11 protein-coding genes are annotated in these 12,958 nt (G+C 65.0%); 10 read left to right on the top strand and 1 reads right to left on the bottom strand.

Annotated features, from left to right (window positions below):
- The first annotated feature begins 642 nt into the window (after positions 1–642).
- From B7G66_RS10730 to B7G66_RS10720, 3 genes are all read left to right on the top strand, one after another.
- A complete protein-coding gene (locus B7G66_RS10730) occupies positions 643–1,122 on the top strand; it encodes a thioredoxin domain-containing protein (RefSeq protein WP_003621818.1) in 480 nt (159 codons plus the stop codon).
- 20 nt (positions 1,123–1,142) lie between these two features.
- On the top strand, positions 1,143–1,835 hold the full coding sequence (locus B7G66_RS10725; protein ID WP_003621817.1) for an RBBP9/YdeN family alpha/beta hydrolase: 693 nt from the start codon (positions 1,143–1,145) through the stop codon (positions 1,833–1,835).
- Positions 1,836–1,927: 92 nt separating this feature from the next.
- Positions 1,928–2,383 (top strand): RrF2 family transcriptional regulator, encoded by a 456-nt coding sequence (locus tag B7G66_RS10720; RefSeq protein ID WP_003621816.1) that lies wholly within the window; start codon positions 1,928–1,930, stop codon positions 2,381–2,383.
- A gap of 592 nt (positions 2,384–2,975) precedes the next feature.
- Here the strand turns inward: B7G66_RS10720 and mtnK are convergent.
- Complete coding sequence (mtnK, locus tag B7G66_RS10715) at positions 2,976–4,277, bottom strand: S-methyl-5-thioribose kinase (RefSeq protein WP_003621815.1); 1,302 nt, start codon at positions 4,275–4,277, stop codon at positions 2,976–2,978.
- A gap of 408 nt (positions 4,278–4,685) precedes the next feature.
- On the opposite strand from mtnK, the gene B7G66_RS10705 reads away from it, so the two are divergent.
- From B7G66_RS10705 to B7G66_RS10675, 7 genes are all read left to right on the top strand, one after another.
- Entirely contained in the window at positions 4,686–6,017 is a 1,332-nt protein-coding gene (locus B7G66_RS10705; RefSeq protein ID WP_003621813.1) for an acyl-CoA dehydrogenase family protein, read from the top strand.
- Positions 6,014–7,459 carry an NtaA/DmoA family FMN-dependent monooxygenase gene (locus tag B7G66_RS10700; protein WP_003621811.1) on the top strand — a complete coding sequence of 482 codons (1,446 nt, stop codon included), beginning with the start codon at positions 6,014–6,016 and terminating at the stop codon, positions 7,457–7,459. Before B7G66_RS10705 ends, B7G66_RS10700 begins: the two co-directional genes overlap by 4 nt.
- Positions 7,456–8,631 carry an FMNH2-dependent alkanesulfonate monooxygenase gene (ssuD, locus tag B7G66_RS10695; protein WP_003621809.1) on the top strand — a complete coding sequence of 392 codons (1,176 nt, stop codon included), beginning with the start codon at positions 7,456–7,458 and terminating at the stop codon, positions 8,629–8,631. Before B7G66_RS10700 ends, ssuD begins: the two co-directional genes overlap by 4 nt.
- A 17-nt stretch (positions 8,632–8,648) precedes the next feature.
- Complete coding sequence (locus B7G66_RS10690) at positions 8,649–10,424, top strand: FAD/NAD(P)-binding protein (RefSeq protein ID WP_174805773.1); 1,776 nt, start codon at positions 8,649–8,651, stop codon at positions 10,422–10,424.
- Positions 10,421–11,923: an MFS transporter gene (locus B7G66_RS10685; protein WP_003621807.1), complete on the top strand. Its 1,503-nt coding sequence runs from the start codon at positions 10,421–10,423 to the stop codon at positions 11,921–11,923. The genes B7G66_RS10690 and B7G66_RS10685 overlap by 4 nt, the downstream gene beginning before the upstream one ends.
- A gap of 97 nt (positions 11,924–12,020) precedes the next feature.
- Positions 12,021–12,545, top strand: a complete 525-nt coding sequence (locus B7G66_RS10680) for a flavin reductase family protein (RefSeq protein WP_003621806.1) — start codon at positions 12,021–12,023, stop codon at positions 12,543–12,545.
- A 136-nt stretch (positions 12,546–12,681) separates the two neighbouring features.
- Positions 12,682–12,958 (top strand): hypothetical protein (locus B7G66_RS10675; RefSeq protein ID WP_239016136.1); only part of this gene is annotated, 277 nt, incomplete at its 3' end.

The following is a 12,958-nucleotide window of genomic DNA, read 5'->3' as shown; positions in this document are numbered from 1 at the left end:
CGGGTGCCCTGACCGGCGGCAGGCCCCCGGCCCTGCCGCCGCGACCGTGCCGGGCGCATGTCTCGCGCCATGTGATCGGGCCCGGATCACGGCTGCCTGCCCTCCCCGCAACGAGAATGTCCAGAATGCCAGCCCCTGCATGAAGGCCCGACCTGCTTCCCCTGCATGCCCCCCTGTATGCCCCCCTGTATGCCCCCTGCCGGCCACTTTCAAAAACCCCGGACAACGACGTTGCCTTCGACAAAAGACAGCCCGGAAATTTCCCGGAATTATTTGCAGAACCAGATCCAGCAGCCGCCTGACATCATGAATGTTTTGCGGACGCCTTGTGCAAAAAGCCTTGAAAAACATCGCATTTTCAGAACACGGCATCATCCGATAATTTTTATCACGTCTTATCAACGGGTTGTTCACACTCCCGCCCCCTCTCATTCCTTATGACGGTCTGTTTTCAGGCTGTGCCCAGGGCCGCATGTAAAAAGCACTATTTTATTTTGTATAATACACCGACAAAAATCACGTCTTTTTATGTTGTTTTCATATGCAAAAAGACAATTTCTGTTGTGGTTTAGTTGACTCCCTATAACCCATGTGTTTTTATCCATCCCGAGGCAGGCAGTCCTGCCGGGAGGGAATAAGGCGATGGCGTTATTTTCAGGACACAGGGCACCCGATTTCACGGCCCGGACCACATTGGGCCGTATCTGTTTCCATGGCTGGCGCGACGGGGCATGGGCTGTTCTGGTGACGCACCCGCAGGATTTCCGCCCCAGCAGCATTCCGGAACTGGACCGTTCGGTAAAGGTTCTGGCCCTGTCGCCCACAACCGGCCATGACGGCGTGCATCCCATTACGCCGGGAGTACCGTCCACATGGGCGACGGTGTGCGATGCGGGCGATGTTGCCGCCATATGGGGCCTGTATTGCGGGGCAGAGTTCGATGACCTGCCCACCGCACCGGTGGAAGAACATGTCGTTTTCCTGATCGCGCCAGACGGGACGATACGGACCACGCTGTCCCATCCCCCTGGTGGCAACCGGGATTTTGGCGATGTGGTGCGGATGCTCGACCTGTTTCGGCCGGGGCATGCATCCCCCCGTCCCCACATGGCCGCGGCATAGGCGAAAGGCGAGGCAACACGATGACCCCCGATACAGCATCGCGGCCCGGCACCGCGCATTCCCCCCTGCCCATACCGATGGCGCATGGCCTGCCCCCCGCGCCCGAAGACACCGCAGCACTGGCGCGGCGGGTGCGTGACCTGCTTGTTCCCTATGACCTTGTGATCGTGCCGGGACTGCATGATTCGGGGCCTCTGCACTGGCAATCGCGCTGGCAATCGCTGCTGCCGTCACACCGCGTCCGGCAGGCGGACTGGGACCACCCCACCTATGACGCATGGGCACGGGGTCTGGAACGGACGCTTGTGCAGTGCCACCGGCCGGTGATCTTTGCCGCCCACAGCCTTGGGGCCGTGCTGGTCGCGCGCTGGGGCGCACAGCAGACGCGCATCCCCGTGGCGGGGGCATTCCTTGTCGCCCCGGCGGACCTGCATGGCCCGCGCGCGCGGCAGGTGCCGGGGCTGGTGCGTGATTTCGCGCCCCCTGCGCCCACGCCGCTGCCCTTTGCCACACGCCTTATCGCCAGTGGCAATGATGAATGGCTGTCCCCCGCCCGCGCACGGGCCTTCGCCACCGGATGGGGCGCACGCCTGCTGTCGGCGGGGGCGCAGGGGCACCTTGGCAATTCATCCGCCGTGGGCGCATGGGCACAGGGCCTGCGCTGGCTGGCGGAATTCATCGAAACCCTTCCCCCCACGCACACCGCGCCATGACGGCACGACGCACGGCCGGACATGCGGGCGCAGGCCCGGCGCCCCGGCGGTCCGGCCGGTCGTGACGCGGGCATAACCACGGGACATACGATATGCAGGGCCTCCGCGACCGCACGGTTACGGCAATCTTCATCATGCTGGACATTGCGTTCCACGGCATGCACGGCAACACCGTCAGCGCCACGGAAATCGCGCAACGATCAGGCATGGCGCGACGCGGGATCGAACCGCTTTTGCAGGTGCTGTCGCGCTCTGGCCTGCTGTCGGGGGTGCGGGGGCCGCATGGCGGATACCGGCTGGGCCATCCGGCGCGTGAAATCCTGCTGTCGGACATCCACCAGGCCATCATGGCGCGTCATGACCGGATGGAACGGCGTAATGGCCCGCTGTTCAATACCGTCATCCGTCCCTTCCTGAACCAGATGGAAGGAATGCTGGAACGCGAATATCGCAAGGTCACGCTTGACGAACTGGTACGACAGGCCGAAAACCACGGCCTGCCCCGGCCAGAACGCCCACCGGCACAGCCGGCGACCTTTTCCATCTGACAACACGCCCCAGGACAACCGCCTTTTGCGCATAAAGGCGGTCCCTGTCCCACATCAGCACGCCACAGTCCCCCCATGCGGGCACATTGCCTTTGTCTCGCAGCGGAGAAAGGTCTGGGTGCAGCATGCGCCAAAGAGGCTGCCTGAAACGTCTGTACCAATCCCCCTGAAATTATAAAAGTTTTTGGTAAAGCTTTTTCCAAAAAGATTTGAAATAAACCGCATTTTTGGAAAAAGTCGGCACCAAAAAACTTTTCTTAGATGACTGTTTGAAAACAAGCCGTTGAGAAACAATGGAAAAAGATTTTTGGTGGTACCTTTCGATCTAAAAGGCAACGTGTTTCGAAGCTTTTTGAAAAAAGCTTCACCAAAAACTTTTATGATTTTACGATCCTATCGGACTTACCTTTTCAGACAGTCCTGAAACAAGGTGCAAGGAAGTCCCCGAATGACATATATCCTGTAAAAATGTTATATATTAAAAAGGTTTTTGAAAACATATTTTCCAAAAACCTTTAGTGTCACCGCAAGGTGCGGGCCGGAATTTCCGAACAGCGCCAAAGACAAACCCCAGACTTCCCCAGCGAAATTTTCATTCCACTTCCCCTTGCCCCGCCAACGCGCCAAAGGCCGCATTCACCCCGTCATGCGTCCCATGGTGGCACAGCAGGCCATATGCGAACACCAACGCCGCGCGCCTGCGGACGGTGCGGGCCTCATGCGTGGGGATCACGTCGAAATCCGCGGTATGGGCATAACCGATGATGCGACGGATGATTTCCGTGGCGGCATATCCCACCATGTCCTCAAACACCGCACGCAGGAACGCCGCGCGGCCCGGCGGCAGATCCTGTAACGGGTCCTGTGACGGCCCCGGCGTCCGTTCGCCACGCGATGATGCATCCGCCGCATCAGGCAGGAAAAATGCGCACGGCCCGGACGGGTCGGACGGCGTGGGATGCGCCGTTGCCCATTGGCGCGTGAATTCGGCCACGAACCCGTTCCAGAACCGGTGGATGTCATGCACACACGCCCGCCCCGCATCGGGTGACGGATCGGCAAAGCGACGCAGCACCAGATTGCCCACGAACATCCCGCAATCGAACCCGATCGGCCCGTAAATGGCGAATTCCCCGTCAATTACGCGCGTATCGGTGGCCGTGGCCATAATGGAGCCTGTATGCAGGTCCCCATGCAGCAATGCCTGCGGACAGGTCAGGAAACGCAGGCGCAGCCCGTCCACCACACGCCGCACCGTGCATGAGGCGCGGATACGCCCCACCACGTCATCCAGCCGCCGGTCATCCCAATGGTTGCGCGGATGATCGTGGTACGGATCATCCAGCACAAGGTCGAGCGTAATACGCCGCAAGGTGGTGTTGCGGGCATAGACCGCCTGACGTTCGAACACATGTTCAAACGGTGCGCACAGGACCGACGTGCCGAATGTGGCGCGCGCGACAAAGGTGGCGATGTCGGGCACCACACGCGGCCATTGCGCCCCCGCCATCAGGGCGGTGCGATACACCGTATGTCCCGACAGGCTTTCGACCACCAGCACGAACAGGTCGGGGTCGAAATGCAGGCACCGCGTTGTCAGGCCGGGCACAAGGGGATGGATGTCACGCAGGTACGACGCCTCGAAAAACGTGCGGTCCAGAGGCATTTTCCATGACGGGTCCACACGGACATAGGGCAGTGACTGCTTGACGCACACGCCGCCATGCGGGCCATCGACCACGAACACGTTATTGAGGTTGCCGTCACTGACCTCGCATATCGTCCATTGCGCGCCATCCCCGCCAAGGCGGGCGGCAATGTCAGGCAGGCCGGACAACAGCGCCAGAATGCCGGGCATGTCGAGTGTGCGATATCGGGGGGCGTGCGCATTCATCAAGGCTTTCTCCACTCTGCCATGGCCACCGCACCGGGCTGCCTTTCCCCGACATGACGCGACCTGCCCACGGATTGCAAGAGGGGGCGGGGCGGCCATGCAGCGGATAATAAACTATTTAATATCGTTAATTTAACCGGACCCGGGAATCCGGCCCGGTTTCTTATTATACCTATTATATATCAATTACATACAACCAATATCCTCCTGCCCTGAATGCCCCTTGCGCGCCCTTTTTCACGCAGGGATATGCGGCAATTTTCCGCCATTATCCTCTGCGACTCCTGAAAATACAAAAAATATCCGTCAAATATTTTATTGACTCGCATTGTACTGTTGATACTGTTGTTAATGTAATAATGCGCACATGGAATCGTTAATTCCTGCATCACTTTCCCAGAGGTCGCCATGACAGGTCCGGCACATCCTTCACATGATCTCCCCACCACCCGGCACGACGCCATCGCGCGGCTGCGGGCGGTGTTTGCACGCATTGCCCAGGGCGCGGTGGAACGCGAACACAGCCGCACGCTGGCGCGCGATGCGGTACAGTGGCTGGTGGATGCGGGGTTCGCGGGGCTGCGGGTGCCGGTGCGCCATGGTGGCCTTGGCGCAAGCCTGACGGAAACCTTCGCGCTGTTATCCGAACTGGCGGAGGCGGATTCAAACCTGCCGCAGATCTTTCGCGCGCATTTCGCCTTCGTCGAAGCCCGCCTGCGCGAAGGCGACACGCCACAGGCCGCGCGCTGGCTGGACCTTGCGGGACATGGCGCGGTGTTCGGCGCGGCGATGGCCGAACTGGGCGACAGCACGGGCGTGCGCACCACACTGCGGCGTGAGGGGGGGACGGCGGACACTACGCTATGGCGGCTGGATGGGGTAAAATACTACTCCACCGGGACGCTGTATGCATCATGGATCGTCGCGGTCGCGGCGGATGGGCCGCATCGCATCACACTTGCCGTGCCGACCACCGCGCCGGGGGTGGAGCGCATTGACGACTGGGACGGGTTTGGACAACGCCTGACCGGCAGCGGCACAACGCGCTTTGACGCCGTGGTGGTGCCCGATGAAAACATCCTGTCGCGCACGCCGCTGTCGCAATTCCCGACCGAGGCGTATTTCACGACCTATTACCAGCTTTTCCACCTCGCCACGCTGGCGGGGATCGGGCGCGCCATCGTGCGTGACGCGGTGGCGTTCGTGCGGCCACGCACCCGCACGTTCGGTGTGCCCGGACAGGTGGCGCAACGCCATGACCCGCTGGTGCAGGCGGTGGTGGGGCGTCTGTCGGCGCTTTCCTTCTCTGCCGATGCGCTGGTGGAACGGGTGGTGGCGTCACTGGCGGCGGCATATCCGCAATGGGTCGCGGGCGCGGATGACGGCCCGGAACTGCAACGCGCGCTGACCCATGCCTATCAGGCGCAGCAGGTGGTGGCCGAACAGGTGCTGTCGGCGGCGACCGCCCTGTTCGAGGTCGGCGGCGCCTCCGCCACGAGCGAGGCGCGACGCCTTGACCGCCACTGGCGCAATGCACGCACGCTGGCGTCGCACAACCCGCTGATCCAGCGGCAGCGTGAACTGGGCGATCACATACTGAACGGTACACAATTTGGTGCGCAATGGCAGGCCCGCGCCACGCAGGCCGCGACGAGGGCGGACGCACAGCCAGAGGCACAGGCCGGGACGCAGGTTGGGACGCAGGCCGGGACACCCCCGCGCAAGGAACATGCGGCATGAGCGCACGCCCGAAACAACTGCATGTCAACCTGTTCGAAATGGCGTGCGTCAGCCATATCGTCCACGGCATGTGGCGCATGCCCGGCAATAACCGCCACCGCATGGGGGAAATGGCGTACTGGCTGGAGGTTGCGAAACTGTCGGAAGAGGGGCTGTTCGACGCGGTGTTCCTGGCCGACGTGATCGGCACCTATGACCGTTTTGGCGCAGGCGACGCCCCCGCCCTGCGCGAAGGGGTGCAGATCCCCAATCTGGACCCGCTGATGCTGGTTCCCGCCATGGCGGCGGTGACGCGGCATGTCGGCTTTGGCGTCACATTTTCGACCACCTATGAACCGCCCTTCGCCTTTGCCCGGCGCATGGCGACGCTGGACCTGCTGACGGGCGGGCGTGTGGGGTGGAACGTGGTGACGTCATACCTGCGTTCGGCGGCGCAGAATTTCGGCCTTGACGACGAAATCCCCCACGACCGCCGCTATGCCATCGCGGATGAATACATGGATGTGCTGTACAAGCTGTGGGAGGGGAGCTGGGATGATACGGCGGTGCGCAATGACGCGGCGGCCGGTATCTATACCAACCCCGACGCCGTGCGGCGCATCAACCATACGGGCACGCATTTCCGCGTGGCGGGGCCACATCTGGTACAGCCGGGGCGGCAGCGCACGCCGGTCGTGTTCCAGGCCACCGGGTCGCCCGCCGGGCTGGAATTCGCCGCCCGCCATGCAGAAGTCGTGTTCATCGGCGGGCAGACCACGGCGGACGTGCGCGCCAATATCGCGCGCACCCGCGAACGCGCCCGTGCCCATGGGCGTCATGGCGATGACATCCGTTTCATCGTCATGGCGGGCATCGTGACCGACACGACTGATGCGCTGGCACGCAAAAAGCTTGAGAAATACCAGCAATATTACAGCACCGAAGGCGCGCTGGTGCATGCACAGGCGGAAATTGACCTGCGCCGTTACGACCCGAACGAACGCATTGGCGACGTCCTGCGGCGCGAGGGCGTGACCTTTGGCAACATGAACCGCCGTTTCCGCCCCGACCAGACCATCGGCAGCGCCCTGCGCCAGATCGCGACCTTTGACGAAGGCCGCTTCTTCGCCGTTGGCAGCCCCACAACCGTCGCCACACAGATCGAGGGATGGCTTGATATCGACGGTGTCGATGGCATCAACCTGCGCCAGTACCATTCCTTTGATACGGCGCGCGACTTCATCGACCTCATCATCCCCGAACTGCAACGCCGCGGGCGTTACCGCACGGCCTATACGCCGGGGGAAAGCCTGCGCGAACGCCTGTTTGAACGCCCGGGGCAGGCCCGCCTGCCGGAGCGTCACTTTGCCGCGCGATACCGCGACCCGGCGGCGCTGCATGCCCCGGCCGCGCCGCTGTTCCCCGACGAACCCGCCCCCTCCCCCCTGTCGAAGGCATCATGACCATGTCAGACACCTATTCCGTTCCAGAAAAGATCAACGCCCTGTGGTTCCTGCCCACCCATGGCGACAGCCGCTATCTCGGCACGCAAAAGGGCGGGCGCCCGGTGGACCTTCCCTATCTGCAACAGGTGGCGCAGGCGGCGGACACGCTTGGATATTACGGGGTGCTGATCCCCACCGGGCGCAGTTGCGAGGATAGCTGGGTCGTCGCCTCCGCGCTGGCGCCACTGACGCGGCGGCTGCGCTTTCTGATTGCGCTGCGTCCCGGGCTGCTGTCGCCCACGCTGGCCGCGCGCATGACCGCGACGCTGGACCGGTTTTCACAGGGGCGGCTGCTGATCAATATCGTCACCGGGGGCGACCCGGCGGAAAATGCGGGCGACGGGCTGTTTGCCGACCATGCCACGCGGTACGAAATCACGGACGAATTCCTCGACATCTATCGCGCGCTGCTGCGTGGGGAACATGTCACGTACGAGGGCAAGCACATCACCGTACGTGATGGCCACCTGCTGTTTCCCACATTGCAAAAGGACGGGCCGCCAATCTATTTCGGCGGATCGTCGGAGGCGGCGTCCCACGTGGCGGCGAAATCGGTGGACAAATACCTGACCTGGGGCGAACCCCCCGCGCAGGTGGCCGAAAAGATCAGCCATATCCGCGCCCTGGCGCGCGCACGCGGGCGGGAGGTGTCGTTTGGCATCCGCCTGCATGTCATCGTGCGCGAAACCACGGCCGAAGCCTGGGCCGAGGCGAACCGCCTCATCAGCTATCTTGACGATGCGACCATCGCCAAGGCGCAGTCGGTGTTCGCGCGGATGGATTCCGTGGGACAGTCACGCATGAGCGCACTGCATGGCGGGCAGCGTGACAGGCTGGAAATCAGCCCCAACCTGTGGGCGGGCGTGGGGCTGGTGCGTGGCGGCGCGGGCACGGCGCTGGTGGGGGATGCGGCGACGGTGGCCGAACGCATCGACGAATACCGCCGCCTTGGCATCGATACGTTCATCTTCTCCGGCTATCCGCATGTGGAGGAAGCCTATCAGTTCGGTGAACGTGTGCTGCCGCTGCTGCCGACGGCGCATCCGGTGCGCGCGGGCGCAACGCCCAACAACATGGGGCCATTTGGCGAAACCATCGCAGGCGACCACCGCCCGCCCCACGCGGCCTGAAGGCGGGAATGCGCGTCATGGCCACGACCTTGGCTGATACACTGTCAGATACAGTGCCCGACACGTTGCCCGTCCCCCATATCGCCATCATCGGCGGGGGCTTTTCCGGCGCGGCGCTGGCATGGCACCTGACGCGCAGGGAGGGGGAGGGTGATGGCGCCGATGCCGGTGGGCCACCCGCGCGGCGCGTCACCGTATTCGAACCCCGCCCCACCCTTGGCGCGGGCGTGGCCTATGGCACGGCGGACCCGCATCACCGCATCAACGTCACCGCCACGCGCATGAGCCTGGATACCGACAATCCGGGGGATTTCATGGACTGGATCGTGCGCACCGACGCGGTGGCGGGCGACGATGCGGCCTGCCGCCCTGATGGCACATGCTTTCCCGCGCGTGCGGTCTTTGGCCGTTATGTCGCCGCGCGCATCGCCCCCCTGCTGGCATCGGGGCAGGTGACACACCACCGCGCCAGCGTGGTTGCGGCATACAGGCGTGATGATAACCGGTGGGTCATCACCACCAGCGATGGGGCCGAGATGGTGGCGGACATTGTCGTCATCGCCACCAGCCATCCGCCGCCACGCCCGCCGGGGCCGCTGCGTGCGCTGTCGCTGCGGCCGGGGGCGCATCCCGTGCTGGTGGCCAATCCATGGAACGCGGGCGCGCTGGATGACATCGCGCCCACGGACCGGGTGCTGGTTGTGGGGACGGGGTTAAGCATGGCCGACGCCATCGCCACGCTGGAGGCGCGCGGACACCGGGGGCCGGTTGTCGCGATCTCGCGCCGGGGGCAGCGTTCACGCAGCCATGCCACGCGGGAGGTCGATGCATTCGGCGCCTTTACCACCCCGCCCGCACGCACCGCGCGCGACGTGCTGCGCCGGGTGCGCGCCACCCTGCGCGACAATGCGCCACAGCCATGGCAGGCGGTGGTTGACCGCCTGCGTGAACAGGCCCCCGACATCTGGGCCGCGCTGCCGCTGCCTGAACGCCGGCGCCTGATCCGGCACCTGCGCCCGTTCTGGGACACGCACCGTTTCCGCCTTGCCCCCCCGACGGAAGATATCGTGCGCGGGCGCGAACGTGCGGGCCTGCTGACCTTCATGGCCGCGCGCCTGACACATGCGCGGGTGGAGGACGAGACCTTTCGCGTCACCCTGCGCCATGGCAACGGCCATGCGCGTGAGGCGGCGTTCGATGCGATCATCACCACCACCGGCCCCGCCCATGGCGACATCATCGCGGCACAGCCCTTCCTTGCCGGGCTGGCGGCGCGCGGGATGGTGGAAATGGACCCGACGGGGCTGGGCCTGCATGTCGATGCGCTGGGCCGGGCCTGCGTGGGCACCCACCCCGAGGCGACGCTGTTTGTTGCGGGGCCGCTGGCACGCGGGCGCTTTGGCGAGCTGATGGGACTGCCGGAGGTTTCGCGTCAGGTGGCGCGTCTGGCCACCGTCCTGCGCGCGCTGGTGGCGCAGGGCGCGCACCGCGACAGCGCCGCGCGCCACGGTAGCGACCGTCACAGCGCCAACCACACCATTACCGACCGCGCCAATACAGACCGTGTCGATACCGACCGTGCCGATACAGACCATGCCAATACAGACCATGACAGTGCGCCCGCGCGCGCGCCGCAGCCGGAGCCCGCGTCCCCGGAACCTGCGCATCCGGAAGCTGAGCATCTGGAAGCTGCGCACCGGGAACCTGCGCACCGGGACGGTTTGCATGAGGACATTTCGCATGGGGACATCGCCCGCCCGGACATCCCCCAGCATGAACAGGTGACATCATGAACGCCACCCCCCGGCCCGCATCCCCACCCGGCCCCGTGATGGAACATGGCCGCCCCGTCGTGCGCGACGCCGATGACATTTCGGCCATCATCAATGCAGGCCCGCGCGCGGGGGGGCATGCGCGCATTGTCGTCGCCCTTGCGCTGGGTGGCGTGTTCCTTGACGCCTATGACCTGACGACGCTGTCATGGGGCATCAATGACGTGCAGGCGCATTTCCACCTGTCCGCGTTCCAGACCGGGCTGGTTGCCGCCGCGCTGAATGCGGGCACCATCGTCGGCAGCATCGCGGGCGGGTGGCTGACGGACCGGATCGGGCGGTACGCGGTATTTATGGCGGACATGGTGTGCTTTGTCATCGCCGCACTGGTCGCGGGGTTCGCGCCGACGGCGGGCGTGCTGATTGCCGCGCGCTTTGCCATGGGGTTCGGGGTGGGCATGGACCTGCCGGTGGCCATGGCGTTCCTGTCGGAATTCTCCCGCCTTGACGGGCGCGGCAGCAAGGCCGCGCGGGCCGCCGCATGGTGCCCGACATGGTATGCGGCATCGTCGCTGTGCCTTGTCATCGTCCTGGCGCTGGCGCAGGTGCTGCCGGCGGGGCATTCACAATGGCTGTGGCGGGCGTCACTGGCGTTCGGGGCGGTGCCCGCGCTGATAATCATCATGGTGCGCGGGCGGTATATGAGTGAATCCCCCGTCTGGATCGCCCGGCGCGGCGATCTGGTGCGTGCGGCCGACATCATCCGCCGTTCCCACGGGGTGGACCCGATCGTACGCCCCCGGCCCACGCCGCCGCCCGTCCCCGCGCCCGACCCGCGCCGCCTGCTGCGCGCGCCACTGCTGCGGCGCGGGCTGCTGATTGCGGGAATGACGCTCATCAGTTCGTTTTCATACTGCGCCATCATCTTTGGCATGCCCGGCCTGCTGGGCGCGATGCTGCATGCCAGCGCGGTGCAGGTGCTGGTCATTTCCGTTGTGCTCAACCTGCTGGTGGCGTTTCCCGGCGGGCTGCTGGGGGTGCGGCTGACGCGTTCGGTGCGTTCGCGCCTGCCGCTGATGTGGGGATATGCCTTACAGATGGCCGGCGTCGGCGCGCTGGCGCTGGTGGGGACGCCACATGACAGCATCGGGTCCGCCATCGTCGTCGCGGGGTTCGCCGCCTTCATCTTCGCACAGGGATTTGGCCCCGGATGCCAGCTTATGGCCTATCCCACCCTCAGCTATCCCACCGAACTGCGCGGGATGGGCATCGGGCTGGCGCGGCTGGTGTCGGGGGTGGGTTCCACCCTTGCGCTGACATTCCTGCCATGGCTGGGCACGCATCTGGGCACTGCGCTGTTCTGGCTGGTGCTGGCCGCGCCGTCGGGGGGGCTGGTGATGACGCTGGCGTCACGGTGGGACGTGTTCGGATATGACCCCGACATGGACCCCGCCCTGCGCGCAGCCCCCGCCGCCGCCACGGTGCATATGCCCGCCCTGTCCGCCGAAAGCCGCGCCTGACCGGGGGCCACCCCCGCCATGGCCGTGTGACCGTGTTCCGGGCGGCCGTGTTCCGGGCGGCCGCATTTCCCCTTCAACATGATCCGAGGACGAGACCATGACCGTACTGCTTGAAACCCGTCCCGCCCCCGTGGTTTCCGCCGCGACCTTCCGCGACGGCATGGCCGCGCTGGCAAGTGCCATCAGCATCGTGACCACCGATGGCGAAGGCGGCGCACATGGCTTTACCGCATCGGCGGTGTGCAGCGTGTCCGACACGCCGGCGACCGTGCTTGTGTGCATCAACCGCACCGCAAGCGCGCACGCGCACATCATGCGCCACGGTGTTCTGGCGATCAACGTGCTGCATGCGGGGCAGGCGGGCCTGTCGGACCGCTTCGCCAGCCGTGAACACACGATGGCCGAACGTTTCGCCGGGGCCACATGGCGGCGTGGACGCAGTGGCGCGCCGCTGCTGGACGGGGCGCTGGCGAACCTTGACTGCCGCATCAGCGACATCCGCGATGTCGGCACGCATACGGTGGTGTTCGCCCATGTGATCGACATCGCGCTGTCGGCCGCGGCACAGCCCGCGCCGCTGCTGTGGTTCAACCGCGCATATGGCCGCACCGCAGCGCAATGACCCCACACCCAGACGGAGACGGCACCCGATGATGTCCCCCATCCCCCGCACCCCGCACGGATCGTGTCGATGCTGATGCCCGATCCCCTCCCGACCTTCCCCGCTGCGACAGACATGTTCCATGGAACCCCCTCCTATGCCACGTCCCTTCGTGACTTCCCCACCTGACGCGCCCCCACGACGTCCGACGCACCGGACATTGGTTTTCGGTTCGTATCTTTTCAGTTCCACCATCTTCCTTCCCCATGCGCTTGCCGCACCGGGCAGCGAAACGCAGGCCAGGCATGCGACGGTGCATGCCGCGCGCACGCCCCACGCGACGACAGCCCCCGATACGGCACGGGGCACGTCACGGGGGCTGTCACCGGCCGCGGCGCGCGCCGCCACACCCACCGCCACACCGCCATCGCGCC

It is taken from the genome of Novacetimonas hansenii JCM 7643, from assembly GCF_000964405.1.
In the GTDB taxonomy this organism is placed as follows: Bacteria; Pseudomonadota; Alphaproteobacteria; order Acetobacterales; family Acetobacteraceae; genus Novacetimonas; species Novacetimonas hansenii.
Note: the sequence above shows the minus strand (reverse complement) of the source record. Positions and strands in the feature narration are given on the sequence as shown.

What these genes read in the sequence shown, in the direction of transcription:
- B7G66_RS10720 (WP_003621816.1), top strand. Translation starts at nt 1,928, where the DNA reads ATGCAGGGCCTCCGCGACCGCACGGTTACGGCAATCTTCATCATGCTG.
- B7G66_RS10725 (WP_003621817.1), top strand. Translation starts at nt 1,143, where the DNA reads ATGACCCCCGATACAGCATCGCGGCCCGGCACCGCGCATTCCCCCCTG.
- B7G66_RS10685 (WP_003621807.1), top strand. Translation starts at nt 10,421, where the DNA reads ATGAACGCCACCCCCCGGCCCGCATCCCCACCCGGCCCCGTGATGGAA.
- B7G66_RS10690 (WP_174805773.1), top strand. Translation starts at nt 8,649, where the DNA reads ATGGCCACGACCTTGGCTGATACACTGTCAGATACAGTGCCCGACACG.
- B7G66_RS10700 (WP_003621811.1), top strand. Translation starts at nt 6,014, where the DNA reads ATGAGCGCACGCCCGAAACAACTGCATGTCAACCTGTTCGAAATGGCG.
- B7G66_RS10705 (WP_003621813.1), top strand. Translation starts at nt 4,686, where the DNA reads ATGACAGGTCCGGCACATCCTTCACATGATCTCCCCACCACCCGGCAC.
- mtnK (WP_003621815.1), bottom strand. Translation starts at nt 4,277, where the DNA reads ATGAATGCGCACGCCCCCCGATATCGCACACTCGACATGCCCGGCATT.
- ssuD (WP_003621809.1), top strand. Translation starts at nt 7,456, where the DNA reads ATGACCATGTCAGACACCTATTCCGTTCCAGAAAAGATCAACGCCCTG.
- B7G66_RS10680 (WP_003621806.1), top strand. Translation starts at nt 12,021, where the DNA reads ATGACCGTACTGCTTGAAACCCGTCCCGCCCCCGTGGTTTCCGCCGCG.
- B7G66_RS10730 (WP_003621818.1), top strand. Translation starts at nt 643, where the DNA reads ATGGCGTTATTTTCAGGACACAGGGCACCCGATTTCACGGCCCGGACC.